Below are 25966 nucleotides of genomic sequence, written 5' to 3'. Positions count from 1 at the left end.
TATTTCATTACCTAACACTTAACTTTCTAATAATATTATTACCTTATAATCTATTTTTTCATTTCACTAGGATGCCATGAACTTAATATTAAAAACACTACTGCAAATAAAAGTAATATAGATATTTCATAAAACAAATCGCTAATATTGTTTCCATCCAATACCCTTCTAGAAGCTTCCATAGCCCAGGTTGTGGGTATAAATTTTGATATATCAATCAAAATATTTGGCATTACTTCCCTTGGCCAAAAGCAGCCACCAAGCATACAAAAAGGGGTTAAAATCAGAGTACCTATAAGTGAGAACTGCCTAGAATTTTTAGATATACTATTTAAAAATATACCTAAGGACACAGAAACTAATCCAAATAACATCATAATAAAATATAACTGTAGAAATTTATAATCTAGATTAATTTTTAGTAAAATCTTTAAAAATCCCATTAAAATTGTTATTTGAACAAAGGCTATTAATATTCCGCTTAGTATATTTTGAATCATATAACTTTTACGGCTTAATGGTGCTGAAAATAATCTTTCATCCATATTACCCTTTTTATCCTCAACTATAAAAGAGCAACCCACAGTTCCAAGTGAAAGTATTCCCATTACTAAAAAGCCTAGATATTGAAATACCTTTCTACTAGATGCCATACCTTTATCAGTGGTTTTATCTAAAAGCTTTAAGTTTCCCCCCTCATAATTCCTCATAGCCTCATAAAACTTCTCTTCACTTCCAATAGTGCTTTGAGCTATATTATTTAATATATTTCCATAGTTCTCTAAGGATATTTTAACAGGTATTTCTACATTCCCACCACTTAAACTATAACTTTTAATTATAGGTTTATTCCCCTTTAATAAGTTCTCTTCGTACCCTTTTTCTATATAAATAATATAATCTGACTTTTCATCTATTAACTCTTCCTTTATATCCTCTTGTTTTGTCTCATAAGTTTTAAATCTTGAAAGATTATTTAAATTATTCTTAATCATAGATGAAACCTTGCTATTATCTTCATCAATAACTCCTATTTTAATAGACTGGGATTTAGAGTTTGAAAAGTTTAAGAAGACAATAATTAAAATTGGCCAAACCAGCATAAAACTTAATGCCATCTTATCTTTTAATATTCGCCTTATATTATTAATTACTATGGTCATATTTTTATCCCCTCTCTATTAATTTCTCTAAGCATACTCTTTCTTCCTTTGAAATATAATTGAAACTAACAAAAATACTATAGAAAATCCCCAAAGTATAAAAATAGCTTCATTAATATACAAGGTTTTCCCCTTATAAATACTGCTAAATAAAGCTCTTTGTGCTAAATAACTTGGTGAAAGATACATCATTTTAGAAGTTAACATGGATGAATCTGGAGTGATCATCTTAAAATACCCACCAGATAATAATGTAGATACAGGTATTAACATGCTTAGAACCTTATTTGCTAATAATTCATTATTAAATATGCTCGTTAAAACCACCCCTAAGGTTATGGAAAAGACTATTAGTGTAAAGCATATAAATAAAACAGTCTTCATGTCTTCGCCAAAATTCGCCTTATAAATATATTTAGAAAATCCTATTAAAGCTAGCACCTGCAAAGACATTGACATCATTGCTGCTAAGGCCTTACCTATTACCATGTCCCTAGTATTTATAGGTGCTGCTGAAACTCTTTTGCCTATAGGAAGGCTTTTTAGTTCAACTATGAATTGTGTCCCATAACTTGACCCATAAAGTATAATCATAACCATCATTGTAACAGCATAATAATCAATAGCCCTTGGCATGTTGCCTTCAGTTGCAATGCTCTCATTTTTTATAACATCATACTTTTCAAAGTTTACCTTTTGTGCATCTATATTGCTAATAGCCATATATGAATTAGTATGTTCGATGTAACTTTCTATAACGTTTTTAACAACAGTATAATTAAATGAACCACTATCTGTCCCTATTATTTCTATTAAAGTTTCGTTATTTTCTTTTAATGTTTTACTATAATCCTGTCCTATATGAACTATAGCGCTTATCTTTTTATCCTCTAGTAGCTTTTGCCCTTCCTCTAAACTGACAATTTTCTTATAGTTTAATATCTCTTTTATTTCTTTATCTTCTAAAAATTCTTCAAAAACTTTGGATAAGTCTCCTTTATCTTCATTTATATAACCTATATTTATCTTATCTAAGCTATTTACAGAAAAAACTGACCCTAGGGCTGTACCTAAAATAGAGATTAAAATTATAGGTAAAAGAAGCATGTACATCATTGTCTTTTTGTCTCTTAAGGCTCGTTTTATATCAACTAAAGCTATGGTTATTATATTCATAAAGTCCCCTCCTTAATCTCTTATTTTCCTTCCTGTAAGGGTTATAAATACACTTTCTAATGTAGGCTTTTCTATATTTACGCTTAAAATTTCTACTCCTGACTGTTCTATTATTGTAAGTATAGATGAAATACCTACCTTGTTCTTTTCTGAAGTAATATTTAATAGGTTTTCTTCTACCTCACATTCCTTAATTCCCTTAATAGCTTTTATATTATTTACTAAGGTAAAACTTACGGCAGATACCCTTATAATTATCTTTTCTTCTGTATAAACAAAATCTTTTAGCTCTTCTTTGCTGCCCTTTGCTATAACTCGTCCCTTGTCAATTATAGCTACATCATTACAAATGCTCTCCACCTCTTCCATGTAATGAGAGGTGTAAATTATAGTAGCACCATTATCCCTTAACATTTTAATAGAATTTAATATTTGATTTCTAGACTGTGGATCAATACCTACAGTAGGTTCGTCCATAATTACAAGTTTAGGCTTATGGACTATGGCACAAGCGATATTAAGCCTTCTTTGCATACCACCAGAATACTGCTTCACAATTTCATTTTTTCTACCCTCTATTGCTGTAAATTCAAAGGCAGATTCTACAGCTTCCTTTAACTTTTCTCCCCTAAGTCCGTATAGCCTACCAAAAAACATTAGATTTTCATAAGCTGTAAGGTCCTGATAAAGTGCTATTTCTTGTGGCACAATGCCTATATTCTTCTTTACATACATCTCATGATCTTTTATATCTTTTCCAAATATTTTTATACTTCCACTATCCACTTTAGTTAGTCCAAGCATTGAGTTTATAAGTGTAGTTTTACCTGCCCCATTAGGTCCAAGAAGACCAAATATATCTCCTTCCCTTATATCCAAGCTTAAATTATCAATAGCCAACATATTATTATATCTTTTAATTAAGTTTTCTACCTGCACTATCATAAAAACACACCCCTTCACTTCTTAATCTTAATTTCTAATTTTAATTCTTAACCGTTAGTTCCTAATACTATAATATTCTAATTTTATACCAATAAATAGTTACATATATAATAAAAAGACTATGACAAATGTCACAGCCTTTGCATCTCCAATTTATGGTAGCACCCCAGAGGTGCTGCCATAAATTGGCTGCACCTCTGGGGTGCTACCATATTCTTACATGGATATGATGAACTCTGGTATTCCTGTGGAGTATGGGGCTATTTCATAAAGTGGGAAGTATATTGCTATACCTTCTTTAGTGATATAAAAGTTGGTGTCATCATTTATTCCTTGGAACTTATCTTCAAAATAAACTTCAGGTTTTTTATCCATTGCTTCTTTTATAGCCTTATCCACATGTTCTTTGTAATTAAAACCGTCTTTAAATAAGGATGAAAGCTTTATTCTCTCTCCTGTATCTATATAATAGTTAAAATTAATCTTGTAGGTCATGCCATGGGCGCCTCCGGTGTACTCATAATATTCAATTACTATACTTAATATATCGTCACTATTGTATGTTACCTTATAGTCACTTTGTGCTACTTGTATATTAAAATCTTGACCACTTTTATCACACTGCTTTTTATACTCAGCAGCTCCTTTTTCTACTTTATTTTTAAATGACATAGTATAGTCTTCTATTTCTTTGTTAATCTTAAGAGCTATATCCTCTTTTATATCTGGTAACTGTGCTTTTGCCTCTTCTGTTGATTGACCTTTTAATTGAATCTTAGGAAATTTAATGTCTACCTCTACCTTATCATTAGAGTAGTTTAATTCTTTAGATTCTATCTGTACGCCTTTACCTTTAGATGATGCATTTACAGGAATATTTTCACAGCCCTCAATACAAGTTTTATAAACATTACACTGACTTGTAGCCCTCCTATTATCCATTTCTCCTGACCTGTTCCATGTTTCTTTCCATAGTTCTTTCTCTGATTTTTCTGCTAACTCTTCATATAAATTATTACTATTACTATTGCCTTCTTTAGGGTTGTCTTTTTTTATTTTATCTTTATCCTTCTCCGTATCCACATCCTTTTCTATACTTTTTTCCACTCCACCTTCATTACTTGGACCTTCCTTATGAATTGATCTATTATAAGCTATTGCTATTAGTCCAATTATTACAAGGCTTAACACTAAAATCTTAGACTTCTTCTCCATAAAATCACCGTCACATAAAACTTATAAAAAGCTTAGTTTTAATGTAACGCTACCTCCTTTTATAAACTTTATTTTTCCTAGTAGTTTTGCTGTTTTAAATTTCATTTATTTAAATTAATTTTGCATTTTAAATATTCTTTATCAAAATTAGTTTTCCCGTTTTAAATTCTATTTATCCAACTTTCAAAGCTTTATATATATACCACCTTTTGTATGAATGTCTTTATTAATTACATTTTAAATATAATGAAGTTTTCAAAATTAACCTAATAAATCTCAAACTCCTTGTATTTTTGTTATATTTCATATAGATTGTGATATAATTAACTAATCATACTTACAAATATCTTCAAATATCTTCAAATATTTTCATTCTTAATAATTGCAATTAAGCAGTAAGGGTGTGTGTCTTTATGAAAAGGTATCAATTAATAAAAGCTTCTTATAATAATTTTATAAACAATAACATAATAGATTCTACTGTAAGAAAAGAAATATCAGAGTCCTGGATAAGATGCAAAGACTTAAATATAGATCCTCTTTCTGGTAAGGGACAAAAGCTACCTACTATAGATATAGATGAGAAGTTAAAACAAAATAGTGAACTTATTAATGTGGCAAACCCTATAATGGAAAATATGTATAAAGTAGTTGCTGGTTCTAGCTTTTCTATACTTTTAACGGATAAAGAAGGGTTTATCTTAGATGTTATAGGTGATAAAAATATAATGAAAAAGGCTGATGCTCTTAATTTTATTAAGGGAACTCTTTGGTCTGAAGAAGCTGTTGGAACTAATGCTATAGGCACCTCAATTTATCTAGACAAGCCTCTTCAAACTATGGGACCTGAACATTATTGTATAAAGCATCATAGCTGGTCCTGCTCTGCTACTACAATCCATAATGAAAATGGAAAAATAATTGGGTGCTTAAATATGTCTGGAAGTTACACAGGGGTACATCCTCATACCCTAGGCATGGTACTTACAGGTGCATATTCTATAGAAAATCAATTAGCTTTAATAAAATCAAATAAGCTAATTAATGCTACTTTTCAATCTATAACTGACGGAATGCTTATAATAGGAAGGGATTTAAATATAATAAGGGCTAATGCTAAAGCTTTTGAAACCCTAGGATATGATTCCTCAGACCTTATACATAGAAATATAAAAGACATTATAAAAAAAACTGACTTTTTAAATAAAATCATTTTTCATTCTAATAGCTACTATGATTTAGATTGTGATTTTTATGATTTTAAGGACAATCTAATAAAATGTACAATAAATGCTGTACCTATTTCCACCTTAGGGACAAATAGCAGCATTCTAATAACCTTTAGAACTTCACAGGTTGTAAACAAATTTTTGAATAAAGTTATAGGGTTTCCTGCTATATATAGATTCCAAGATATAATAACAAGAAATGTCCACATTAAAAGCACTATAGAATATGCAAAAAAAGCTGCCTTAAGTCAGTGTAATGTGTTAATTCAAGGAGCTAGTGGTACAGGTAAAGAGCTTTTTGCTCAATCTATTCATAACTATAGTGAAAGGTCTAAGGAGCCTTTTGTAGCTATTAATTGCGCTTCTATTCCAAAAGAACTAATGGAAAGCGAGCTCTTTGGATATGAAAAAGGCGCATTTACAGGAGCTTCAAAAGATGGTCACATGGGTAAATTTGAATTAGCAGAAGGTGGAACCATTTTTCTTGATGAAATAGGGGAAATGCCACTAGATATGCAGTCTAAGCTTTTAAGAGTTTTGGATAATAAAAAAATCTGTAGAATTGGTGGCACCTACGAAAAAAAGCTAAACGTAAGAATAATTACAGCTACTAATAGAAATCTTTTTAACGAGGTTAACGAAAAGAATTTTAGAGAAGACCTATATTATCGACTAAACGTAATGAATATAAATATTATTTCTCTAAAAGATAGACCAGACGATATAGAACTTTTATCAAATCACTTCATAAATAAATTAAACAAAGGACAATTAACACAAAAAAATCTTAGTGAAACCTCCATTAAAAAACTTACAAATCATTCTTGGCCAGGTAATGTTCGAGAACTTCAAAATGTAGTTGAACGATCTTACTACCTTTGTGACGAAAAAATAATCACAGAAAAATATATAATATTAGATAACTCTAAATATATTAAAGAAACACCAGCTTCAAGTTCTGCATATTTATCCTTAGAAGATCTTGAAAAAAGATTTTTCATAGAAGAACTCATAAGGTGTGATTTTCAAATTAAAACCTGCTGTGAGAATTTAAATTTAAGTAAAGCCACCCTTTATAGACGAATGAATAAATATAATATATCTTTAAAAGAACTAAAATCCTTACATTAACACAAGTTTAACAATACTTCGCATTATTTTATCATTAATATCGTATCTTTGATATTATATTTTAATAATATCACTTGTACTTGTAGAAATAATTTCTCAAAAGTGATATTTTATTTAAATTTTATCATTAATGATACACATTTGTATCATTAATGATACTTGTTAAAAATACTTCATGGATTTACACAGTTTTAACCTTTGGCATGAATATTGCTTATATATTATATAGTACATAAATTAGTTATAAAAATAACATTCAAGGAGGAATTTAATATGAGAGCAGCATTATGGTATGCAAGAAACGATGTAAGAGTGGAAAATATAGAGGAACCTATGGTACGACCAGGCACTGTAAAGATAAAAGTGAAATGGTGTGGAATTTGTGGTTCTGACTTACATGAATATTTAGGAGGTCCTATTTTCATCCCAGTGGATAAAAAACATCCTATAAGTGGTGAAACAGCTCCTGTAGTTTTAGGTCATGAATTTTCTGGAGAAATCGTTGAAATTGGTGAAGGTGTTACAAAATTTAATATTGGAGATAGAGTAACCGTTGAACCTATAGTTGCCTGTGGAACTTGTCCTGCTTGTAAGGAAGGTAAGTACAACTTATGTTCTTCACTTGGTTTCCATGGACTATGCGGCGGCGGCGGTGGATTAGCTGAATACACAGTTTTTAATGAAGATTTCATTCACAAGATACCAGATTCTATGAGCTATGAAAAGGCTGCTCTTATAGAACCTATGGCTGTTGCTTTACACTCACTTAGGGTAGGTAAATTCAAAACTGGAGACACAGCTTTAGTCCTTGGCTCAGGTCCAATTGGACTTGCTACCATAGAATGTTTGAAAGCTGCTGGTGCTAGTAAAATAGTAGTTCTTCAAAGAAAATCCATAAGACAAGAATATGCAAAAAGAGCTGGTGCAGATATTGTCCTAGATCCTAATGAAGTTGATATAGCTTCTGAAATAATTAAATTAACAGATGGTGTTGGAGTAGATATGGCCTTTGAAACTACAGGGGCTCAAATAGGTTTTGATACTGGAATTGCTAGCTTAAAATTTGAAGGAACCTTAGTTATAACAAGTATTTGGGAAGATGATATAAAGTTCAACCCTAATGTGTTAGTATTCTCTGAAAAAAATATAGTAGGAACTATAGGTTACAGACATGAATTCCCAGCAACCATAGCTCAAATGTCTGATGGCAGAATAAAAGCTGATGGATATATCACAAAGAAGATATCTTTAGAAGACGTAGTTACAGAAGGTTTTGGAACCTTAACAGGACCTGACAAAAAGCAACAAGTTAAGATTCTAGTAACCCCTGATAAATCATTACTATAAACAAAGTTCTAAGCTTCAGGGCGGTTTTTAATCGCACTAAAGCTTAGAAATCTTTATCCAAGGAAGTATTCGTTACTTACTCCCACTGCCACAGTCGCGTTCACAAAGTTCCATGGTAGCTTTCATAGAATGCTCTTAATTTATCCTGATTTTCATATATCCATTAAAAGTTATAGAAAAAAGACCTAGATGTATTTTTCTGACCTCTAGGTCTTTTCATTTTTCTAGTATACCAAAATTACCTTATTATTCTCATTTATATTATTAGTTTTTAAGAACTAATCCAAACTTTTGCCATGCTTCAATGTAGTCTAAAAGGAATAATTCTTCTTCTACAATTCTTCCAACCACATTGGTTTTACCGGAGTTATCCATATCTTTAAGGGCAATTTGAAGCTCTCCTGCATAGTGACCGTATAAGGAAGTGTCTATTAAAATATCTCCACGCTTTATGCTAAGAGTATTAAATGGTATAAATTCATGGCCTTTATATTTAACTCTACTTTGGGTGGATCTTATTAAATAATCTGATACATCCCCTCTATTAAAGTGAAGCTCTTCAAGCACAATTTTCCTTTCTATTTCAGGTAAATTATCTATAAGCTCCACATCAAAGGTTAACTTTTCCTTATTTATCTTACTTAATTCTTTTAATTCATTTTCTGAAGCAAAGGCATTGGCAATAATCACATCATCTACTAAACCCGTTGCAAATAGATGCTTAGTTTGAGCTGTTACAAGCATTTCTCTATGCATTTCTAAGGTACATAGACCTTCATTAACAGGCCAAGGCCCAAAGTTAGCGTCATTAGAAGACACAAAAGCCGCGGTTCTTATTCCAAACTGTTTGAATTGCTTAGAACACTTTATAAAGTGATCGTAGCTTAACCCTGAATATCTGTGGGGATAAAAGTTATGGCAGCCTAAAAGTTTTTCTGTATTGGGTTTATATGTCATTATATTTTCCAAATACTTAGTTCCATTGCTCATATTTATTTCTATATAAAGATCATATGGATTAAATGTCATAAGAGATTCTTCATTTCCACTATACCCTACATCTAACCTTATACCATGTGCTCCAAGATCTTTAAAAAAGCTTAAATCACTATAACTTATACCAAGATCCCCAAAAACTCTTGGGCTTACATCAGCAATAACTTCCATACCTAGACTTCTGGCCTCATTAATTACAAATTTAAAATCCTTTATTATTTTCTCTTTATCTCCATCAACTGATAAAAGGCAGGTAAATACTCTTTTAAAACCATATTTATGTGCAAGTTTTAAATATGCTAAATTGTCTTCCATAGCAGCATGTCCTGGATAAACTGATATTCCTAATTGTCTCATTTAACATCTCTCCTTCTTCCTTTTGTTATATTTCCAAGTACAACTCTTTCCTTAGATCCTGTAGCCCCTATAACATTACCCGCCATTCCATTTAAGGTTTCATTTGCAAGTGCTGCAAAAGCTATAGTTTCTTTAATCTTTATTTATATAATAATTTCTTTGTTAAATAAAAAGCTCCTTTTGTAGGGGAAACATCATCTTGAACAATTTTAAAACTTCCTATATGATTTGTTAAAGATTCCTCAAAAGCGCTTTTCACCATTGTAACTTCTGTTAATATACTTCCCTTTATACCAATGCTTACCTCACCTTTAAATCCTAACTTTTTATATAAATTGTAGGTCGTTAAAGCAAGACTTTTACCTGCATTAATCAAATTTTCTTTAGCAATTTTATCTCCTAGGGTTGCCTTCTCTACTACAATTGGTGCAAAGGCAGCAATATCTCCCTTATTAGAAGAATATATGAATCCCTTAATATCATTAACCTTATCTATATTAAGTTTTTTCATAAATGCCTTCGTAAGAGAGCTATAAGGTAGATTTGAATCCTCTTCTACAATCATATTTTTAAAGCCTTCAATTGCAATATAATAACCGCTACCTTCATCTCCTAAAAGATGGCCCCAGCCACCTACTCTTTCCATTTTGCCATTGCAAAGACCATAGCTAATAGATCCTGTCCCAGAAATAGTTAAAATTCCATCTTCACCTTTTAAAACAGTTGCAAGAGCAATTTCTGCATCATTAGTGACTTTAACTGGCACACAAAATTTATTTTCTAGATGAATTTGAAGTTTAGACTTTATATCTAAAGCCTCTACACCTGCAAGACCAAGACATATATATACACAATTTGCTTTATCATCTATCTTTTTTACGGTATCCATACAATTTGTAATAGCTAAATCTATATTTTCATTGGCTTTTTCAAAGTTAAGAAGGAGGTTACCAAAACCTGTATAGGCTCTTCCAAGCTCTTCTCCATCTAGGTTATAAGCTATAGCCTCAGTCTTAGTTCCTCCTCCATCAACCCCTATAATATAATTCATTTAAACACCAGCCTTTATAATATACTTCATCTAAACACTAGGCTTTATAATTTAATTAATATATAACTATATTTTATAACTTAATTAGTATCTCCACTATATTTGCTAAATCATCTTCAGTAAATTTTATCTTTAAAGTTTCTTCTAAGTCCTGAAGTCCATCTTGTAAGTACTTAAAAATTTCTTGATGTCTTGAAAGTATAAGTTCTAGGTTGTTGCACCCTTCTCTTTCCTCTCGATTTATAAGTAGTTGAATAAGGCATCCAAAATGCATTAAAAGTCCATTTAACTTTTCGCTATCTAGATGTATATCAAACAAATATTTCATAGTAGTTAAAAGTTCCATAAAACTATTTACTATATAATCAGCTTGCTGTAAATCTAAATAATCCTTATAAACATTTTTTATATCCTTTATTAACTTCTCATCTTTAATATGTTCCTCAAAGTCTTCACCCATAAATTCCTTAAAAAACTTATCCATAGGTATATAGTGTATTCCTTCAATTTTAAGATCAAAGGCACTTATTATAGATATAATATTTGAATCTTTTCTTATATTTCCAACTGCCTTTTTAAATTTTTCTTTATCTTTTATGCTTAAATTTATTACCTCATATTTATCTTTACTATACTTGCTATATATAATCTCTTTAAGCTTTTGAGCCGTACCTTCTCCAGTTGAACACGCAGTTATTATTACTTCCTTTTTGCTGTCTATACTTTTACCTATAAAATTTCCAACATATCTACTTTCAAGATCCACAGACTTAACTATTTCATCTAAACTTTGATGCATAAGAGCTTTTCTTGTAGCTTCAATAACTGTAGCGGTAGTAACCATGTCTACAGCCTTTACATCAATTCCAGTATTTGATTTTATAATCTTATCAAAAAATTTAAGGGATCCCATATCCACCAAAAGTATAGCTCCAACACCCTCATGATTTTCTTTTATAATATTTTCTATTTTATTAAGAGCTACCTCAGGTTTCATAGAAAGAGGCATATCAAAACCAATTGCATGATTTTCATTTAAAAGTTGATTTGTAACTTCCGCCATAGAAGTTGCCGTACACTTACCATGCATAGCAACTATAACCGTTACTCTACCCTCTACTTTTTCTATATCTGCTGCAAAAAACATTGTAATAAAACCTATTTCATCCATAGGCACCGTAAAATCATACTTTTGTTCTAATTTTTCTGAAAGCATCATAGCTATTTTAAATTCTTCTGGATATCTTTTTCGTATTTTATCTATTTTAGGATTAGCTATTAATCTATTTTCTCTTATTCTTCCAATAAAAGTATCAATATGCAACAATAGCCCTAAAAAGATGTTTTTTGAAATATTTCTTTTTAATTTATACTCAGCTAAATACATAAAGTTACTTAAAAAGTCATAGAGTTCATTATTAACTATTCTCTTTATATCATCTTCACTTGAATTATTATTAATGCTAGATAGATAATTATTAATAAAGCCTTCAACTTCATTTGAAATTTTATTCTTTATTTTATCTTCCTTAAGCCCTCTTTTTTTTAAACTTTCCGTTTCCTTGTCAATGAATTCATAAAGATCCTTTGAAAGGCTATATTTATCTTCCATATATTCATCATCAAACTCAGCATCATTATTAATTTTTAACTTTAAATCTTTTGAACTTATCTTTTTAGATAATAAAAGACCTGCTCTAACCTCTTCTGAGAAATCATCTATGGTAATTTCCATCTTTTCTTCTGTGAACATAGTTCGTAAAAATGCTTTTGCGCAACCAATTTGTATATTTCCTTTAAGTTCACCTATATTATTTGGGCACTCATAATTTAAAAGTGCTGTAAATGCATCTGTTTCTACATCTATCTTTTTGCCTATTCTTTTAGATTCTTCTTCAAAAAAGTTTTCTATAAGACCTGCTCTTTCCTCTGCTGTTCTCTCTCTAAGGCTTGGAAGGGTAATTGTTACTGGTATCCTTCTTTTAAAAGTCTTTAAAAGTGAAGATTCTATGTTCTCTGTTGTAGCACAGATAATCATAGTATTTATAGTGACCTCCCTTGTGCTTCCAAGAGCTGTGTATTTTCCTTCATCTATTAATGTAAATAACATTTCTTGACCCTCTGATGGCAATCTATGAACCTCATCCAAAAATAATATTCCATCTCTTGCCTTTTCAATAATTCCATCTTTATTCTCTGTGGCCCCAGTATAGGCCCCCTTTTCCACTCCAAAAAGATGTGACAATAAAAGTTGTGGATTATTAGCATAGTCCGCACAGTTAAGTACAGCAAAACTTCCATTATTCTTAATATTATTAATTTCTAGAGCATATTTAAACATACATTTTGCAAAAAATGATTTTCCAACTCCAGTTTCTCCAACAATTAAAGTATGAAGACCTTTTGGTGGATATACAATGGCAGCTTTCGCAAGCGCGATAGGATGTTTTAAACTAAAATTCTTACCTATAATACTGTCAAATACAGAATGTTTTTGCTTCAGGCTTTCATTTTCAACTTTATCACCTTTGCTATTATTATTTACATAATAAAGCACTGGTCTTCCCTCACCTTTTGAAATAGTACCTTCATTTATAAGCTTTCCAAGTTCCCTTGCTACATTTGCTCTTTTCATATCCAAAAGCTTAGATAAATATTCAGTACTAACGCCTGTAACTTTGCCTTGTTCTCTTAATTGCTTAGTACATTGTGCATTTAGTGTATTATAAACAATATCAATTTTCATTGTTTAACCCGCCTTATTTGTTTTTGTTATAATTTATTATACCCTTTATTTCGTTTTTTTCTAATTTTATTCTTGTCATTTCAAAAAACATTATGCACATTACACTAAATATTAAAAGAAGTAAGTTCCAAACTATTGGATTTATTTCTTTAAAAAGTAGAGATGGTATTATTAAAATTAGTGGAGCCACCCCACCGATTATCCATCGATTTATATTAAATCTTTTAGTGATGCGCTTTGTAATGTATACAGAACCTAGAACTACCACTATTAAAAATACAATATAAGCAATTTTTGATATCATAAATATCCCCTCTATCTCTTGTGGATTATTTTTAACATTTCTATCATTTCTTCTATAAGACTTTTTTCTGAAATTGCAGTCATTAACTGATCTTGAGCATGAACCATAAGTAGGGACATCTTAAGATCTTCACCATTTATTTCTGCTTGTATTAACTTTGTTTGAGTATTATGAGCTAGATCTAATTCTTCTTGAGCATTTTTAAGTAGGTCTTTGGATTTCTCCATGTTGTTTTCTCTTGCTGCCTTTAATGATTCGTATGCAAAATTTCTGGCATCTCCAGCATGTGATATTATTTCAAAAATTTCTTGTTCCATTGAAAGCCCTCCTATTTTGTAAGTAGTGCCGCAATCAAAGACTACGGCACTATGATTTTTAAGCAATTTCTGATTGTTTTTCCTCTAAAATCATCTTTTTTTCATAAGCCTTAAAGAATGGATAATATATAACTGCAACAATTGCAATATTAATTATTACAAGAACTGCTGCTCTCCAGTCTCCTCCTGTAGCAACGAAGGCTCCAATTGGGGCTGGTAATGTCCAAGGTGCCATAACTGTAACTTTAGAAACTAGTCCTGCCGCTGTAGCTGCATAGGCTATAATTCCTGATACAACTGGCCCAAGTATAAATGGTATTGCAAGAATTGGATTCATTACTATTGGTGCACCAAATATTAATGGCTCATTTATATTAAATATACCTGGTATAATTGAAAATCTTCCAACTCTCTTTAAATACTCCGATTTAGAAAAACACATAATTATAGCTAAACTTAAAGTTGCTCCAGCTCCACCTATCCATATAAACCATTGGAAAAATGGTTCTACTGCAATATTTGGAAGTGCGCTTCCTGATGCAATAGCTGCTGTGTTTTGGTCTAATAGTACAAGCCATATAGGTCTAACTAAAGATCCAATAACAGACATACCATGAATCCCTGCTGACCAAAGTAACGTTACGAAAATTACTGGAATTAAAACTCCACCTAAGCTGTTTCCTGCAACATTTACAATAGGTTTAAATAAATTCATAATAGCAGTTTGAATATCAAAATTTAACCAAACTCTTATAAACCAAACTACAGTTATAATAACAGCAGCTGGAATTAAAGCTTCAAAAGATCTAGAAACTGATTCTGGAACTTGTTCTGGCATTTTTATAGTTATATTATGCTTTTTCAAAAGTCTCATAGTTTCTACAGCAAATATCATAGAAATAATAGCTGCAAACATTCCTGATCCTCCGAGGTTTGCCATTGGTAATACCCAACCCATTGGTGCTGCGCCTTCAATTCCTGCAGCTGTTGCAGTTTTTACGAAAGCGTCTACATTTAGTGGTATAGTTGTAAATAAAAATGCAGTAAGGGAAAGTACTCCTCCACTGACACCATCTAATTTGTAAGATTTAGCAAGACTATATCCCATACCATAAGCCGCATATAGTGACATTAATCCCATAGTTAATCTATAAGGTATCATTATTTGACCAACATGTGGTGCAATAGCCTTTGCCCAAGATTGTACTGGTGGCTGAGCAATTATTAAAAAGAACGAACCTACAATAATTAAAGATAATGTGGAAATAACCCCATCTCTTATAGCTTTTAAGTGTCTTTGCTCCGATAGCTTGGCCATTGGTGGCATAAGACTTTCTTCTATCCATTTTAAGAACTTCTCCATTTCTTTCCTCCTATATTTGTATTTTGTTTTGGATATCTTACTTTGAATATTTTGTTTTGCATATTTTCTTGGATTTTGCTCTTTTAGTTTCTTGCTTTGAACATTTCATTTTAAGTATCTTATTTAGATATTCCGCGTTGAATATTTTGTTTTGCATTCCTTACTTTGAGTATTTTCTAATTTGATCTAGTACCTTGGATGCTCCTATTGGTGTATAGCCCATTGGTGTTACCATTTCTATAGGTACATTTGCCATCTTAGCTATTTCCTCAAAAGTTGAAAATCTGTGCTTTACTTGAGGTGCCACTATGGCTAAATCGTATCCACCTTCTCTAAGTTCCTCATCAAAATCACTGGTGCCAACAGCTTTTATTTCTAGTGAAAAGTCCTTCTTATCTGCTTCCTGTTTTATAGCTTTAACCACTATAGAACTTGACATTCCGCCTGAACAAACCATTAAAACTTTCATTTAAAATCCCCACCCTTCATTAAAATATTTTATATTATTATTTATAGCAATTATTATGCCAATTATTTTAAGTATTGATAACTCTACTTTTGCCGAGCAGTGTATCATTATTTTAATTTTATGATACACTATTTGTTTTGTAAATTGATACACAATAAAAGGAAACACAGAAACTATTTTCATTTACCCATTAAACTTTCTATCATTATGATGTATAATTAATCTATATTAAAATTGTGTAATATTATAATGTATAATTAAATCATATTAAAGTTTTTGTAATTATTTATACATATCTAAGTATCTAAAGAAATGGGGGTTAATTTAAAGGTGAATAAAAAGAAAATATCAATATTTATCATTTCAGCTAGCATTATTGGCGGTATTAATTTTGCAGACAAGCCTGTTTATGCTGTTGAAAATCCAGCTAGTGCACCAACTGCTAAAATCTCTGTTGCATCTATTGCCTCTAAAGGTGAGGTTATTAATGTAAGTAGTAATTTAAATATTAGAGAGTCTGCCGGAACTAATTATTCCATAGTAGGATATTTAATAGGTGGACAACAATTTAACATAAAAGGTAAAACTGAAGATTGGTATAACATAGAGTTTAATGGAAAGGTTGGCTTTATTCATAAAGATTATGTAAAGGAACTTAATGCTGATGCTCCTACAAAGCCGGTAGAACCTAAGCCTTCTGAAAAACCAGTGGAAAAGCCTAGTGAAACAGCTTCTTCTAAGGGTGAGGTTATTAATGTAAGTAGTAATTTAAGAATGAGATCTTCTGCTAGTACTTCAGCTTCTGTTGTTGGATATTTAAATAGTGGAGAAAAATTTGATATTAAAGGTAAGACTTCCGATTGGTATCTTATTGAGTTTAATGGCAAAACTGGGTATGTTCATAAAGACTATGTAAAGGAACTTAATGCTGATGCTCCTACAAAGCCAGTAGAACCTAAGCCTTCTGAAAAACCAGTGGAAAAGCCTAGTGAAACAGCTTCTTCTAAGGGTGAGGTTATTAATGTAAGTAGTAATTTAAGAATGAGATCTTCTGCTAGTACTTCAGCTTCTGTTGTTGGATATTTAAATAGTGGAAAAAAATTTGATATTAAAGGTAAGACTTCCGATTGGTATCTTATTGAGTTTAATGGCAAAACTGGGTATGTTCATAAAGACTATGTAAAAGAACTTAATGCTGATGCTCCTACAAAGCCGGTAGAACCTAAGCCTTCTGAAAAACCAGTAGAAAGTCCTAGTGAAACAGCTTCTTCTAAGGGTGAGGTTATTAATGTAAGTAGTAATTTAAGAATGAGATCTTCTGCTAGTACTTCAGCTTCTGTTGTTGGATATTTAAATAGTGGAGAAAAATTTGATATTAAAGGTAAGACTTCCGATTGGTATCTTATTGAGTTTAATGGCAAAACTGGGTATGTTCATAAGGATTATGTAAAGGAACTTAATGCTGATGCTCCTACAAAGCCAGTAGAACCTAAGCCTTCTGAAAAACCAGTAGAAAAGCCTAGTGAAACAGCTTCTTCTAAGGGTGAGGTTATTAATGTAAGTAGTAATTTAAGAATGAGATCTTCTGCTAGTACTTCAGCTTCTGTTGTTGGATATTTAAATAGTGGAGAAAAATTTGATATTAAAGGTAAGACTTCCGATTGGTATCTTATTGAGTTTAATGGCAAAACTGGGTATGTTCATAAGGATTATGTAAAGGAACTTAATGCTGATGCTCCTACAAAGCCAGTAGAACCTAAGCCTTCTGAAAAACCAGTAGAAAAGCCTAGTGAAACAGCTTCTTCTAAGGGTGAGGTTATTAATGTAAGCAGTAATTTAAGAATGAGACAAGAACCTAACACTAGTTCAGCTATAGTTTCTTACTTAATAGGTGGACAAAAGTTTAATATAAATAGTAAATCCGGCGACTGGTACTTTATTGAATGTGATAATAAGGTTGGTTATATTCATAAGGACTATGCTAAGGTTTTAGGAAGTGAAGTTCCAGATGTTACTCCTACAAAACCCACAACACCAGCAATTCCTGGTGAAAAGTTAGAAAACCTAGGTATGGGTATGATTTATAATGTTAGTACTAATTTAAGACTGAGAAGTAAGCCAAGCACCTCAGATGATAGTCAAGTTCTAGCTTATATATTACCAGGAGAAACTTGTAATATTATAGGTACTGCAGGAGAATGGTACAAAGTCACATATGCCGGTAAAACTGGTTATGTAAATAAAGATTATGTGAAAAAAGTAAATAGTACTGAAGTAAAAGATCCTGCTGGCCATGCAAATGTCTATAACATTGCCCTTAACGCAATGAAAGCTCAAATTGGAAGTCCTTATGTGTGGGGAGGCTCTGGTGAATTTTTAACAACAGCTTCACTAAATTCACTAATACTAAGATTTCCAGATGATGCTAGGAGAGGCAAATACGATATACCAGGTAAATACATAGATGCTGGTTATAGAGCATTTGACTGTTCTGGACTTATGCAATGGGGATTTAGACAAGCAGGTGTAAGTATAGGTAGAACCACTTGGGACCAAGTAACTAATGGAGTAGAAGTATCCAAAGCCAACGTAAAGCCCGGAGATATGCTATTCTTTAGCAACCTTAATCATGTAGGCATGTACATAGGCGACGGAAAATGGATAGAGTCACCAAACACAAGAAACTTTATTAGAATCGCAGACGTGCCTTGGTACAAAATTGGTAGAATAAGAAGAGTAATCTAATTGTGAAAATATGGGTGCACCTCTGGGGTGCATCCAAAAAGTGGATGCACCCCAGAGGTGCACCCATTAAATGGTAATGCGTCTTGATTAAAATTTGACTATATACAATCTCTATAGTATTATTACATTGTAAAATAGAATATAATTTATAATAGTCCAAGGGGGCCGGTGTTGCTGGCTGAGATTAAGAACTTGATTCTTAGACCTTTCTAACCTGATCTGGTTAATGCCAGCGTAGGGAGAGGCTTTGTATTTACTTAAAGTATTTGCTGTTACTTAGCAATATTTAGAAATATCAGTGCCGATCTCTTAGAGGTTGGCACTTTTTTGTTTCTAAAATATGCACTTAGGAGGAGATAAAATGAGATTTACAGAAAATCTTTATGAAAACGTTGAGGAAATTTGGACATCCTATTATAGCCACCCTTTTATAAAAGGTATAGGTGATGGAACCTTAGATTTAGATAAATTCAAATTTTATATGATTCAAGATTATCTTTACCTTTTAGATTATGCAAAGATTTACGCTTTAGGTGTAGTTAAGGCAGATACTGAAGAGGTAATGCAAGGATTCTCTAGCATGGTAGATAATATATTAAATGGAGAGATGAGCATACACAGGTCTTATATGAAAAGACTTGGCATAACAAAAGAAGAAATTAGAAACACAAAGCAGTCCTTAACTAATCTTTCCTACACTCATTACATGCTATCAGTTTCACACGTAGGAAGTTTAGCCGAGCTTTCCACCTCTCTTTTATCTTGTATGTGGAGTTATCTTGAAATAGGTAAACACTTAAGCAAAATTCCTGGAGCCACAGAAAATGAATTTTACGGTGAATGGGTAAGAGGCTATATTTCAAAAGAATACGAAGAAGCTACTCAGTGGATTATAGATTTAGTGGACAGCCTCTCAAAAGATATGAACGCTAAAGACCTAAATAAATTAACTGAAATATTCATAACCACAAGTAAGTATGAATATATGTTTTGGGACATGTCATACAACAAAGAATCCTAACCCAATAAATGGATGCACCTCTGAGGTGCAGGTAAAAACTGGCTGCACCTCAGAGGTGGAGGTAAGAGGTGGAGGTAATAAATGTAAGGAGATGTAGTTTTATATGCTTGATTTTTGTAACGTAAGCTTTAAGTACGAAAACCAATCTGATCTTATTATTGAAGATTTAAGTTTTAAGATAAATAGTGGTGATTTTGTTAGCATTGTTGGTGCTAGTGGCTGTGGAAAAAGCACTATCTTTAGATTAATCTCTAAATTAGAAAAACCTCTAAAGGGCAGTGTTTTTATTAATGGAGAAAATATTAATACTATGGATGGTTACATTGGTTACATGCCTCAAAAGGACTCTTTACTTCCTTGGAGGACTATCTTAGAAAATGCTGCTTTGCCTTTAGAAATAAACAAACAGAATAAAGGTAAGGCTGAGGAATATTTAAATACCTTTGGTCTTGAAAATTACAAAAATAAATATCCAAGAGATTTATCTGGTGGCATGAGGCAAAGGGTGTCATTTATAAGAACACTTCTTACAGGATCAGAAATCTTAATTTTGGATGAGCCCTTTAGCGCCCTAGATGCTATAACTAAAATTTCCTTACAAGAATGGCTTTTAGATCAGTGGACAACATTTCACAAAACCATATTATTCATAACCCATGATGTAGAAGAAGCACTGTTCTTGTCGAATAAAGTTTTTGTTGTGTCTGAAAAACCTATATCTAAATTAAAGGAAATAGAAGTGCCACTACCTTACCCTAGAAACAGGCACATGCTAAATGACCCTAAAATATTAGCCATAAAAGAAGACTTAATTAATGAATTAAAACAGAGGATTTCATTATGAAAAAATATAAATCATCCATACTATTGAGCTTTATCCTACTACTTATTTGGGAAGGAATTGCAAGATATATAAATGCAATGTACATACTCCCCTCCCCTACTAAAATAATAGAAAAAACCTTTAAATTAAGAAAAGTTCTTTTTTTAGTCCATCTTCCAGCTACATTATCTGTAACTTTGATAGGACTTTTTATATCCATAATCCTTGGTGTATCCCTAGCCATAGCCATGAGCTTAAACGAAAAAGTTGAAAGGGCCATATACCCAATAATGGTAGTAACTCAAACTATTCCGGTTACTGCCCTTGCCCCTATTTTTGTGCTTTGGTTTGGGTATAGCATTTGGAGTAAGGTTATAGTAACAACACTAATTACCTTTTTTCCTATAACCGTTAATGTTTACGACGGCCTGCGTTCTACAAGAACAGATATGGAAGAACTTTTAGTAACCTATGGTGCTAGCAAAAAAGATATATTTATAAAACTAAAATTTCCCTATGCCCTACCCTACTTTTTTTCTTCACTAAAAATAGCTGTTCCAATAAGTGTTATAGGAGCTGCTATAAGTGAATGGCTAGGTGCACAGTCTGGCCTTGGATATTTCAGCAAAAGAATGATGACACAGCTAGATGGCGCAGGAGTTTTCGCCCCTATATTAGTTCTATCTCTAGCTGCAGTGATTCTTGTAGCAATAATTAACATACTAGAAAATAAAATTATAAACTGGAGGAATGAAATATGAAAAAACTAAAATACATATCTCTATTACTTTTATGCAGTATATTTTTCACTGCATGTTCTGTAAAAGATTCAAATAATGTGGATGATTCATCTAAGAAAAACCCTGCCAAAGCTGCTGATGAAAACTTAGAGGAAGTTGATTTAGTTCTTGATTGGTATCCAAACGCTATCCACGCCTTTATCTACGCCGCTATAGAAAATGGCTACTATGAAGAAGAAGGCTTAAAAGTAAACGTTAAATTTCCATCAAATCCTACAGATTCCCTAGCCCTACCTGCAGCTGGAAAGGCAACAATAGGAATTTATTATCAACCAGATGTAGTAATTGCTAGATCTAATGAAAATGTAAAGGTCAAATCCATAGGATCCATAGTTAAAACTCCGTTAAATGTTATTATTTCACTAAAAGAAAAAGGGATAAATTCGCCAAAAGACCTTTCAGGCAAAACTGTGGGATTTTCCGGGAACCCATTAAATACAGAATACGTTAAGGCTATGGTAAAAGAAGACGGGGGAGATCCTGACTCAGTAAAAATAATTGATGTAGGTTTTGAACTATTATCTTCTATGATAACTAAAAATGTAGATGCAACAACAGGAGGCCTTATAAACCATGAAGTGCCTGTTTTAAGACACGAAGGACATGAAATAAATTACCTTAGTCCTGCAGATTATGGAGTACCAAACTACTACGAAGAAATATTCGTAACCAGCGATGAGACATTAAAAGAAAAGCCAGAAACTCTTAAAAAATTCATGAAAGCATCTAAAAAAGGCTTCAAATTCATGAAAGAAAATCCAGACAAATCACTACAAATACTACTAGACCATCAAGAAGCAGACAACTTTCCACTTATTAAATCCGTGGAAAAAGAAAGCATGGACATACTCCTCCCAATAATGGAGACAGGCACCTCCCCTTTCCTGCATCAAGATAAAAAGGTTTGGGAAGACAATATCAAGTGGCTACAAGAAAAAGGCCTACTCACAAAAGAAGTAAATGCAGAAGATTTTTACGTTAACTTAGATGAATAAATAGCTACCATAAAAAGGATGCACCTCAGAGGTGCACCCATAATATGGATAGTATTCCAGTGTATCATCTCCTTATTGACAAAGTCATTGATATTTATTATCATTATCAATAGTGATGTGAGAAATATTATCTGCATCGATTTTGATATTATGCTTTGAAATTTATTTATATACTTATGTATTTATAACTTTATATGGATATGGTTATACCTCTATGCTATAAGTATTTAATTTCAATACATTAAATAAAGGAGATTTTCATATGAACTATATAGATAAATCAATAGACCTAATTAGACTTACAAAGGAGAAAAACCCCCTTGTGGATTTTGCGGTAAACTATGTTACTGCGAATGATGCTACTAGTGTAACATCTTACATTGGAGGTAGCCCTGTGATGACAGATGATTCTATAGATGCTGCTGATGTGGTAGAATACGGTAATGTAGATGCATTAATATTTAACATAGGAACTATAACAGAAAAGCAGTTTCACGGTATGATGGAAGCTGGTAAAAGGGCTACTGAAAGAGGAATTCCTATAGTAATAGATCCTGTAGCAACTAGCATTACACCTTTTAGAACTATAATTATTCAAAGAATGCTTGATGAACTTAATGTTTCTGTAATAAAGGGAAACCTTGGTGAAATTAAAGCTTGCCTTGGTCTTAAAACAAACTCAAAAGGTGTTGATTCTAATGAAAACCCTGAGGGTGCAGAAGAATTTTGTATAAACCTTGCAAGAAAAAGAAACTTAGTAGTTGCAATGACTGGTCCAAAGGATATAATAACGGACGGTGAAAGAATAGTTGTTATTGAAAATGGTACGGACAGGCTTCCAAAGGTTATAGGAACTGGCTGTATTCTAGGTGCTATGGTTGCTACCTATTGTGGTGCTACTAATGATTACGTATTAGCAGCTTCTACAGCTATAATGCTTATGGGAGTAGCTGGTGAGCTTGCAAGTGAAATTACAAAGGAAGATGAAGGACACTATAAGTTTAAAGTTAACTTAATAGATGTATTATCTACTATAGTGGACAATGAAGATAAAATAAAAGCCAAGGCTAACATGAAAATTATTAAATAGCTCTAAAGTAAATTATCAAGCAAGTCCTTTGCTTTAGATTAGATCTTTACTACTACTTTGAAAGAAAATCAGACATCTTGAATCTATGATTTAGTGATAGTGGCCTTCCCAAAGTGGGATGAGAGTATTAGAGATAGTAGTGATTGGATAAATTATTCTAGAACAAATAAATAGATATATTTAAATAATCAGCTGAGGTAATAATGCAAATAAAATTACCTCAGCTATAATTGAGGTGATATTTTGGAACTCATAGAGAGTTTAAAAAGCTTATTAAATAAAAAATATACAGAGGATAAACCCCTAATTACATTTATGACAAACTATGTTACAGTGTTAGACCTTGTAGACTGCTGCGTTTATGCCGGTGGTTCCCCTGTGCTTACAGATGATATTGTAGAGTCTCATAACCTAATCCCTCACGCTGGAGTAAATGCTGTAATGTTTAACTTTGGAACAATAACCCGTCAGTACCTAGATATTATGGTGAACATAGGCAAGTCCGCTAATAAGTTTAATGTTCCTGTTATGCTAGATCCTGCCGCAATATCAGCAAGCCCCTTTAGAGGTGAAGCTATCAAAAGAGTATTAGACGAGGTCCACATTTCCATATTAAAAGGGAATTTAGGTGAAATCAAAACTATTCTAGGCTATGAAGCCAAGGCTAAAGGTATAGACTCCTTTGAAGATGAATCAGATGGTGAAGAATGCTGCATAAAACTTGCAAAAGAAAGAAATATGATAGTAGCCATGACAGGTAAAGAAGATATAATAACCGACGGCAAAACCCTAGTAAAAATTAAAAACGGTACACCACGTCTCCAAAAAGTAGTAGGTACAGGCTCTAGCACCGGCGCACTAATCACAACCTTTAGTGGCCATAGTGATGACTATCTTTTAAGTACCGTCCTTGGAATACTATTAATGGGCATCTCAGGAGAAATAGCTGAAAAAAGATTAAAAGTGGAAGATGGAAATAGAAGCTTTAAACTATACTTACACGATGCTCTATCAAACATTACCCCCCAAGAACTAGAAGAGTATGCAAGACTAACTATAAAAAATCTATAAAAGCCTCATTATAGAACCAAATAAAGGAAGCACCTCTGGGGTGCATCCTTTTTATGGATGCACCCCAGAGGTGCTTCCAATTAATTGTTATTATATTCGTTGACAACTTGTACCTTAGGTTTTATAATATTCGTGGGGTTAAATATATTTTCACTCCACCGGAATTTTATTAAAACTTAATTACATAAGGGGGGATTTTCATGGCCAAAGTAAAATTTGACGCTAAAATTATTTCGACGAACATCTTACGATATTGTGGCGGGAAAGAGAACATCGCATCTATAGCTTATTGTATGACTAGATTAAGACTAACTGTAAACGATAACTCACTGGTTAATAAAGAAGCTATTAAAAATATAGAAGGCGTTCTTGGACTTGTAGAGCAAGCTGGTCAGTTACAAATCATATTAGGTCCTGGTAATGTTAACAAAGTAGTCACTGTGTTTTCAGCTTTAACTAATATGGATGTAGGACAAGTTGATGAAGCTAGCTTAAGAAAAGAAGAATTAAAAATAAAGAACTCTACACCATTTAAACTATTTTTAAGGAAGATTTCTAATATATTTATACCTTTAATTCCTGGATTTGTTGGTTGCGGTGTTATTTATGGAGTAGCCAAAGTATTACAAAACCTTGGTTTAATAGGTGGTAATAGTTTTAATATCTTATATCTTATAGGTAAGTCAGTATTTACTTATATGAATATTATGATAGGTATGAATACTGCTAAAGAATTTGGTGGAAGCCCAACCTTAGGTGGAGCTATAGCAGGTATTTTAAGTGCCCCAGGTCTTAGTAAAATAATTATAAATAACAAAGCCCTAGTTCCAGAAGCTGGTGGTGTTATAGCTGTTTTAATAGCCTGTACTTTAGGTGCTAAACTTGAGAAAAGGCTAAGAAAAGTTATGCCTTCAGCTATAGATTTAATGGTTACCCCTACACTTGTATTATTAATTATAGGTGTTGGAAGTCTATACATATTCCATCCACTTGGAGAATTTTTATCTAACAACTTAACTTGGATCGTAAATACATTAATCGAACGTGGTAAATTCGTAACTGGTGCTATTTTATCAGCTACCTTCCTACCCCTTGTAATGACAGGACTTCATAGAGCACTTACCCCAGTTGAAGTAAGCTTATTAAAAGATTCAGGCCTTGATTTATTAAGACCTATACTTGCCATGGCAGGAGCTGGACAAATTGGTGCTTGTGTTGCAGTATATCTAAAAACTAAAAATAAGAAACTTAAAACTGTTATAGCAAGTGCCCTACCTGTAGGACTTCTTGGAGTTGGAGAACCATTAATGTTTGGTGTTACTCTTCCTTTAGGTAAACCCTTTATAACAGCTTGTCTTGGTTCTGCCTTTGGTGGAGCTTACGTTGCTATGATGAACGTTGCATCTACAGGTATAGGCCTTTCAGGACTTCCTCTTATGCTTTTAATTCCAGCTGGCAGTGTGATACACTATATTATAGGAACACTCCTAGCATACGTTGGAGGATTTTTATTAACTTATTTCACAAAATGGGACGACATGCCAGATGGAGTAGAATCTTCAATGGATAATCCTTTAAGTGAAATAATGAAAATTTAATATTAGGAAGTGAT

22 protein-coding genes and 1 riboswitch are annotated in these 25966 nt (G+C 32.3%); of the genes, 10 read left to right on the top strand and 12 right to left on the bottom strand.

The genetic code is table 11. The features are described 5' to 3' along the window. Positions 1-50: 50 nt before the first annotated feature. From BV55_RS0107410 to BV55_RS15115, 4 genes are all read right to left on the bottom strand, one after another. On the bottom strand, positions 51-1163 hold the full coding sequence (locus tag BV55_RS0107410) for an ABC transporter permease (RefSeq protein ID WP_029452198.1): 1113 nt from the start codon (positions 1161-1163) through the stop codon (positions 51-53). 27 nt (positions 1164-1190) lie between these two features. After that, positions 1191-2339, bottom strand: coding sequence for an ABC transporter permease (locus BV55_RS0107405; RefSeq protein ID WP_029452197.1), 1149 nt, complete (start codon positions 2337-2339; stop codon positions 1191-1193). Between the two features lie 12 nt (positions 2340-2351). Beyond that, complete coding sequence (locus BV55_RS0107400) at positions 2352-3284, bottom strand: ABC transporter ATP-binding protein (RefSeq protein WP_029452196.1); 933 nt, start codon at positions 3282-3284, stop codon at positions 2352-2354. Positions 3285-3500: 216 nt separating this feature from the next. Next, complete coding sequence (locus tag BV55_RS15115) at positions 3501-4499, bottom strand: DUF3298 and DUF4163 domain-containing protein (RefSeq protein WP_051652445.1); 999 nt, start codon at positions 4497-4499, stop codon at positions 3501-3503. 413 nt (positions 4500-4912) lie between these two features. Here BV55_RS15115 and BV55_RS0107390 point away from each other — a divergent pair, with 413 nt between their 5' ends. Both BV55_RS0107390 and BV55_RS0107385 read left to right on the top strand, forming a co-directional pair. Then, the gene (locus BV55_RS0107390) at positions 4913-6859 is read left to right on the top strand and encodes a sigma-54-dependent Fis family transcriptional regulator (protein WP_029452194.1); all 1947 of its coding nucleotides are present in this window, start codon (positions 4913-4915) and stop codon (positions 6857-6859) included. A 273-nt stretch (positions 6860-7132) separates the two neighbouring features. Continuing rightward, positions 7133-8206 carry a 2,3-butanediol dehydrogenase gene (locus BV55_RS0107385; protein WP_029452193.1) on the top strand — a complete coding sequence of 358 codons (1074 nt, stop codon included), beginning with the start codon at positions 7133-7135 and terminating at the stop codon, positions 8204-8206. A 264-nt stretch (positions 8207-8470) separates the two neighbouring features. On the opposite strand, the gene BV55_RS0107380 is transcribed toward BV55_RS0107385, so the two are convergent. From BV55_RS0107380 to BV55_RS0107345, 8 genes are all read right to left on the bottom strand, one after another. Further along, positions 8471-9559 carry a DUF871 domain-containing protein gene (locus tag BV55_RS0107380; protein WP_029452192.1) on the bottom strand — a complete coding sequence of 363 codons (1089 nt, stop codon included), beginning with the start codon at positions 9557-9559 and terminating at the stop codon, positions 8471-8473. Beyond that, complete coding sequence (locus BV55_RS15570; protein WP_341349710.1) at positions 9556-9684, bottom strand: hypothetical protein; 129 nt, start codon at positions 9682-9684, stop codon at positions 9556-9558. Before BV55_RS15570 ends, BV55_RS0107380 begins: the two co-directional genes overlap by 4 nt. Positions 9685-9698: 14 nt before the next feature. Next, positions 9699-10610: a BadF/BadG/BcrA/BcrD ATPase family protein gene (locus BV55_RS0107370; RefSeq protein ID WP_029452191.1), complete on the bottom strand. Its 912-nt coding sequence runs from the start codon at positions 10608-10610 to the stop codon at positions 9699-9701. 73 nt (positions 10611-10683) lie between these two features. Then, complete coding sequence (locus tag BV55_RS0107365) at positions 10684-13356, bottom strand: sigma-54-dependent transcriptional regulator (RefSeq protein WP_029452190.1); 2673 nt, start codon at positions 13354-13356, stop codon at positions 10684-10686. Between the two features lie 13 nt (positions 13357-13369). Beyond that, positions 13370-13660 (bottom strand): hypothetical protein, encoded by a 291-nt coding sequence (locus tag BV55_RS0107360; RefSeq protein WP_035794306.1) that lies wholly within the window; start codon positions 13658-13660, stop codon positions 13370-13372. An 11-nt stretch (positions 13661-13671) separates the two neighbouring features. Continuing rightward, positions 13672-13977, bottom strand: coding sequence for a PTS lactose/cellobiose transporter subunit IIA (locus tag BV55_RS0107355; protein WP_029452188.1), 306 nt, complete (start codon positions 13975-13977; stop codon positions 13672-13674). A 58-nt stretch (positions 13978-14035) separates the two neighbouring features. Further along, a complete protein-coding gene (locus BV55_RS0107350) occupies positions 14036-15340 on the bottom strand; it encodes a PTS sugar transporter subunit IIC (RefSeq protein WP_029452187.1) in 1305 nt (434 codons plus the stop codon). 160 nt (positions 15341-15500) lie between these two features. Next, positions 15501-15809, bottom strand: a complete 309-nt coding sequence (locus BV55_RS0107345) for a PTS sugar transporter subunit IIB (protein ID WP_029452186.1) — start codon at positions 15807-15809, stop codon at positions 15501-15503. Positions 15810-16139: 330 nt separating this feature from the next. On the opposite strand from BV55_RS0107345, the gene BV55_RS15110 reads away from it, so the two are divergent. The 8 genes from BV55_RS15110 to BV55_RS0107295 all read left to right on the top strand — a co-directional run bounded on the left by BV55_RS15110 (position 16140) and on the right by BV55_RS0107295 (position 25952). Continuing rightward, on the top strand, positions 16140-18554 hold the full coding sequence (locus BV55_RS15110) for a C40 family peptidase (RefSeq protein WP_051652444.1): 2415 nt from the start codon (positions 16140-16142) through the stop codon (positions 18552-18554). Between the two features lie 148 nt (positions 18555-18702). Next, positions 18703-18813, top strand: a riboswitch (TPP riboswitch). A gap of 102 nt (positions 18814-18915) precedes the next feature. Continuing rightward, positions 18916-19575, top strand: a complete 660-nt coding sequence (gene tenA, locus BV55_RS0107325; RefSeq protein WP_029452183.1) for a thiaminase II — start codon at positions 18916-18918, stop codon at positions 19573-19575. Between the two features lie 103 nt (positions 19576-19678). Beyond that, positions 19679-20419 carry an ABC transporter ATP-binding protein gene (locus tag BV55_RS0107320; RefSeq protein WP_029452182.1) on the top strand — a complete coding sequence of 247 codons (741 nt, stop codon included), beginning with the start codon at positions 19679-19681 and terminating at the stop codon, positions 20417-20419. Next, positions 20416-21159: an ABC transporter permease gene (locus BV55_RS0107315; RefSeq protein ID WP_029452181.1), complete on the top strand. Its 744-nt coding sequence runs from the start codon at positions 20416-20418 to the stop codon at positions 21157-21159. The genes BV55_RS0107320 and BV55_RS0107315 overlap by 4 nt, the downstream gene beginning before the upstream one ends. After that, positions 21156-22193, top strand: a complete 1038-nt coding sequence (locus tag BV55_RS0107310) for an ABC transporter substrate-binding protein (RefSeq protein WP_029452179.1) — start codon at positions 21156-21158, stop codon at positions 22191-22193. Before BV55_RS0107315 ends, BV55_RS0107310 begins: the two co-directional genes overlap by 4 nt. A 262-nt stretch (positions 22194-22455) precedes the next feature. Further along, on the top strand, positions 22456-23283 hold the full coding sequence (gene thiM / locus BV55_RS0107305; protein WP_029452178.1) for a hydroxyethylthiazole kinase: 828 nt from the start codon (positions 22456-22458) through the stop codon (positions 23281-23283). 243 nt (positions 23284-23526) lie between these two features. Further along, positions 23527-24354, top strand: coding sequence for a hydroxyethylthiazole kinase (thiM, locus tag BV55_RS0107300; RefSeq protein ID WP_051652443.1), 828 nt, complete (start codon positions 23527-23529; stop codon positions 24352-24354). A gap of 200 nt (positions 24355-24554) precedes the next feature. Then, a complete protein-coding gene (locus tag BV55_RS0107295; RefSeq protein WP_051652442.1) occupies positions 24555-25952 on the top strand; it encodes a PTS transporter subunit EIIC in 1398 nt (465 codons plus the stop codon). Positions 25953-25966 lie beyond the last annotated feature (14 nt).

Source organism: Clostridium algidicarnis, assembly GCF_000703125.1.
Taxonomy (GTDB): domain Bacteria; phylum Bacillota; class Clostridia; order Clostridiales; family Clostridiaceae; genus Clostridium_L; species Clostridium_L algidicarnis.
The sequence above is the reverse complement of the archived record's forward strand: the minus strand, read 5'-3'. Positions and strand labels throughout refer to the sequence as shown.

Bases quoted from the DNA above. Each gene is read 5' to 3' on its own strand.
- BV55_RS0107410 (WP_029452198.1), bottom strand. From the start codon at position 1,163: ATGACCATAGTAATTAATAATATAAGGCGAATATTAAAAGATAAGATG.
- BV55_RS0107405 (WP_029452197.1), bottom strand. From the start codon at position 2,339: ATGAATATAATAACCATAGCTTTAGTTGATATAAAACGAGCCTTAAGA.
- BV55_RS0107400 (WP_029452196.1), bottom strand. From the start codon at position 3,284: ATGATAGTGCAGGTAGAAAACTTAATTAAAAGATATAATAATATGTTG.
- BV55_RS15115 (WP_051652445.1), bottom strand. From the start codon at position 4,499: ATGGAGAAGAAGTCTAAGATTTTAGTGTTAAGCCTTGTAATAATTGGA.
- BV55_RS0107390 (WP_029452194.1), top strand. From the start codon at position 4,913: ATGAAAAGGTATCAATTAATAAAAGCTTCTTATAATAATTTTATAAAC.
- BV55_RS0107385 (WP_029452193.1), top strand. From the start codon at position 7,133: ATGAGAGCAGCATTATGGTATGCAAGAAACGATGTAAGAGTGGAAAAT.
- BV55_RS0107380 (WP_029452192.1), bottom strand. From the start codon at position 9,559: ATGAGACAATTAGGAATATCAGTTTATCCAGGACATGCTGCTATGGAA.
- BV55_RS0107370 (WP_029452191.1), bottom strand. From the start codon at position 10,610: ATGAATTATATTATAGGGGTTGATGGAGGAGGAACTAAGACTGAGGCT.
- BV55_RS0107365 (WP_029452190.1), bottom strand. From the start codon at position 13,356: ATGAAAATTGATATTGTTTATAATACACTAAATGCACAATGTACTAAG.
- BV55_RS0107360 (WP_035794306.1), bottom strand. From the start codon at position 13,660: ATGATATCAAAAATTGCTTATATTGTATTTTTAATAGTGGTAGTTCTA.
- BV55_RS0107355 (WP_029452188.1), bottom strand. From the start codon at position 13,977: ATGGAACAAGAAATTTTTGAAATAATATCACATGCTGGAGATGCCAGA.
- BV55_RS0107350 (WP_029452187.1), bottom strand. From the start codon at position 15,340: ATGGAGAAGTTCTTAAAATGGATAGAAGAAAGTCTTATGCCACCAATG.
- BV55_RS0107345 (WP_029452186.1), bottom strand. From the start codon at position 15,809: ATGAAAGTTTTAATGGTTTGTTCAGGCGGAATGTCAAGTTCTATAGTG.
- tenA (WP_029452183.1), top strand. From the start codon at position 18,916: ATGAGATTTACAGAAAATCTTTATGAAAACGTTGAGGAAATTTGGACA.
- BV55_RS0107320 (WP_029452182.1), top strand. From the start codon at position 19,679: ATGCTTGATTTTTGTAACGTAAGCTTTAAGTACGAAAACCAATCTGAT.
- BV55_RS0107315 (WP_029452181.1), top strand. From the start codon at position 20,416: ATGAAAAAATATAAATCATCCATACTATTGAGCTTTATCCTACTACTT.
- BV55_RS0107310 (WP_029452179.1), top strand. From the start codon at position 21,156: ATGAAAAAACTAAAATACATATCTCTATTACTTTTATGCAGTATATTT.
- thiM (WP_029452178.1), top strand. From the start codon at position 22,456: ATGAACTATATAGATAAATCAATAGACCTAATTAGACTTACAAAGGAG.
- BV55_RS0107295 (WP_051652442.1), top strand. From the start codon at position 24,555: ATGGCCAAAGTAAAATTTGACGCTAAAATTATTTCGACGAACATCTTA.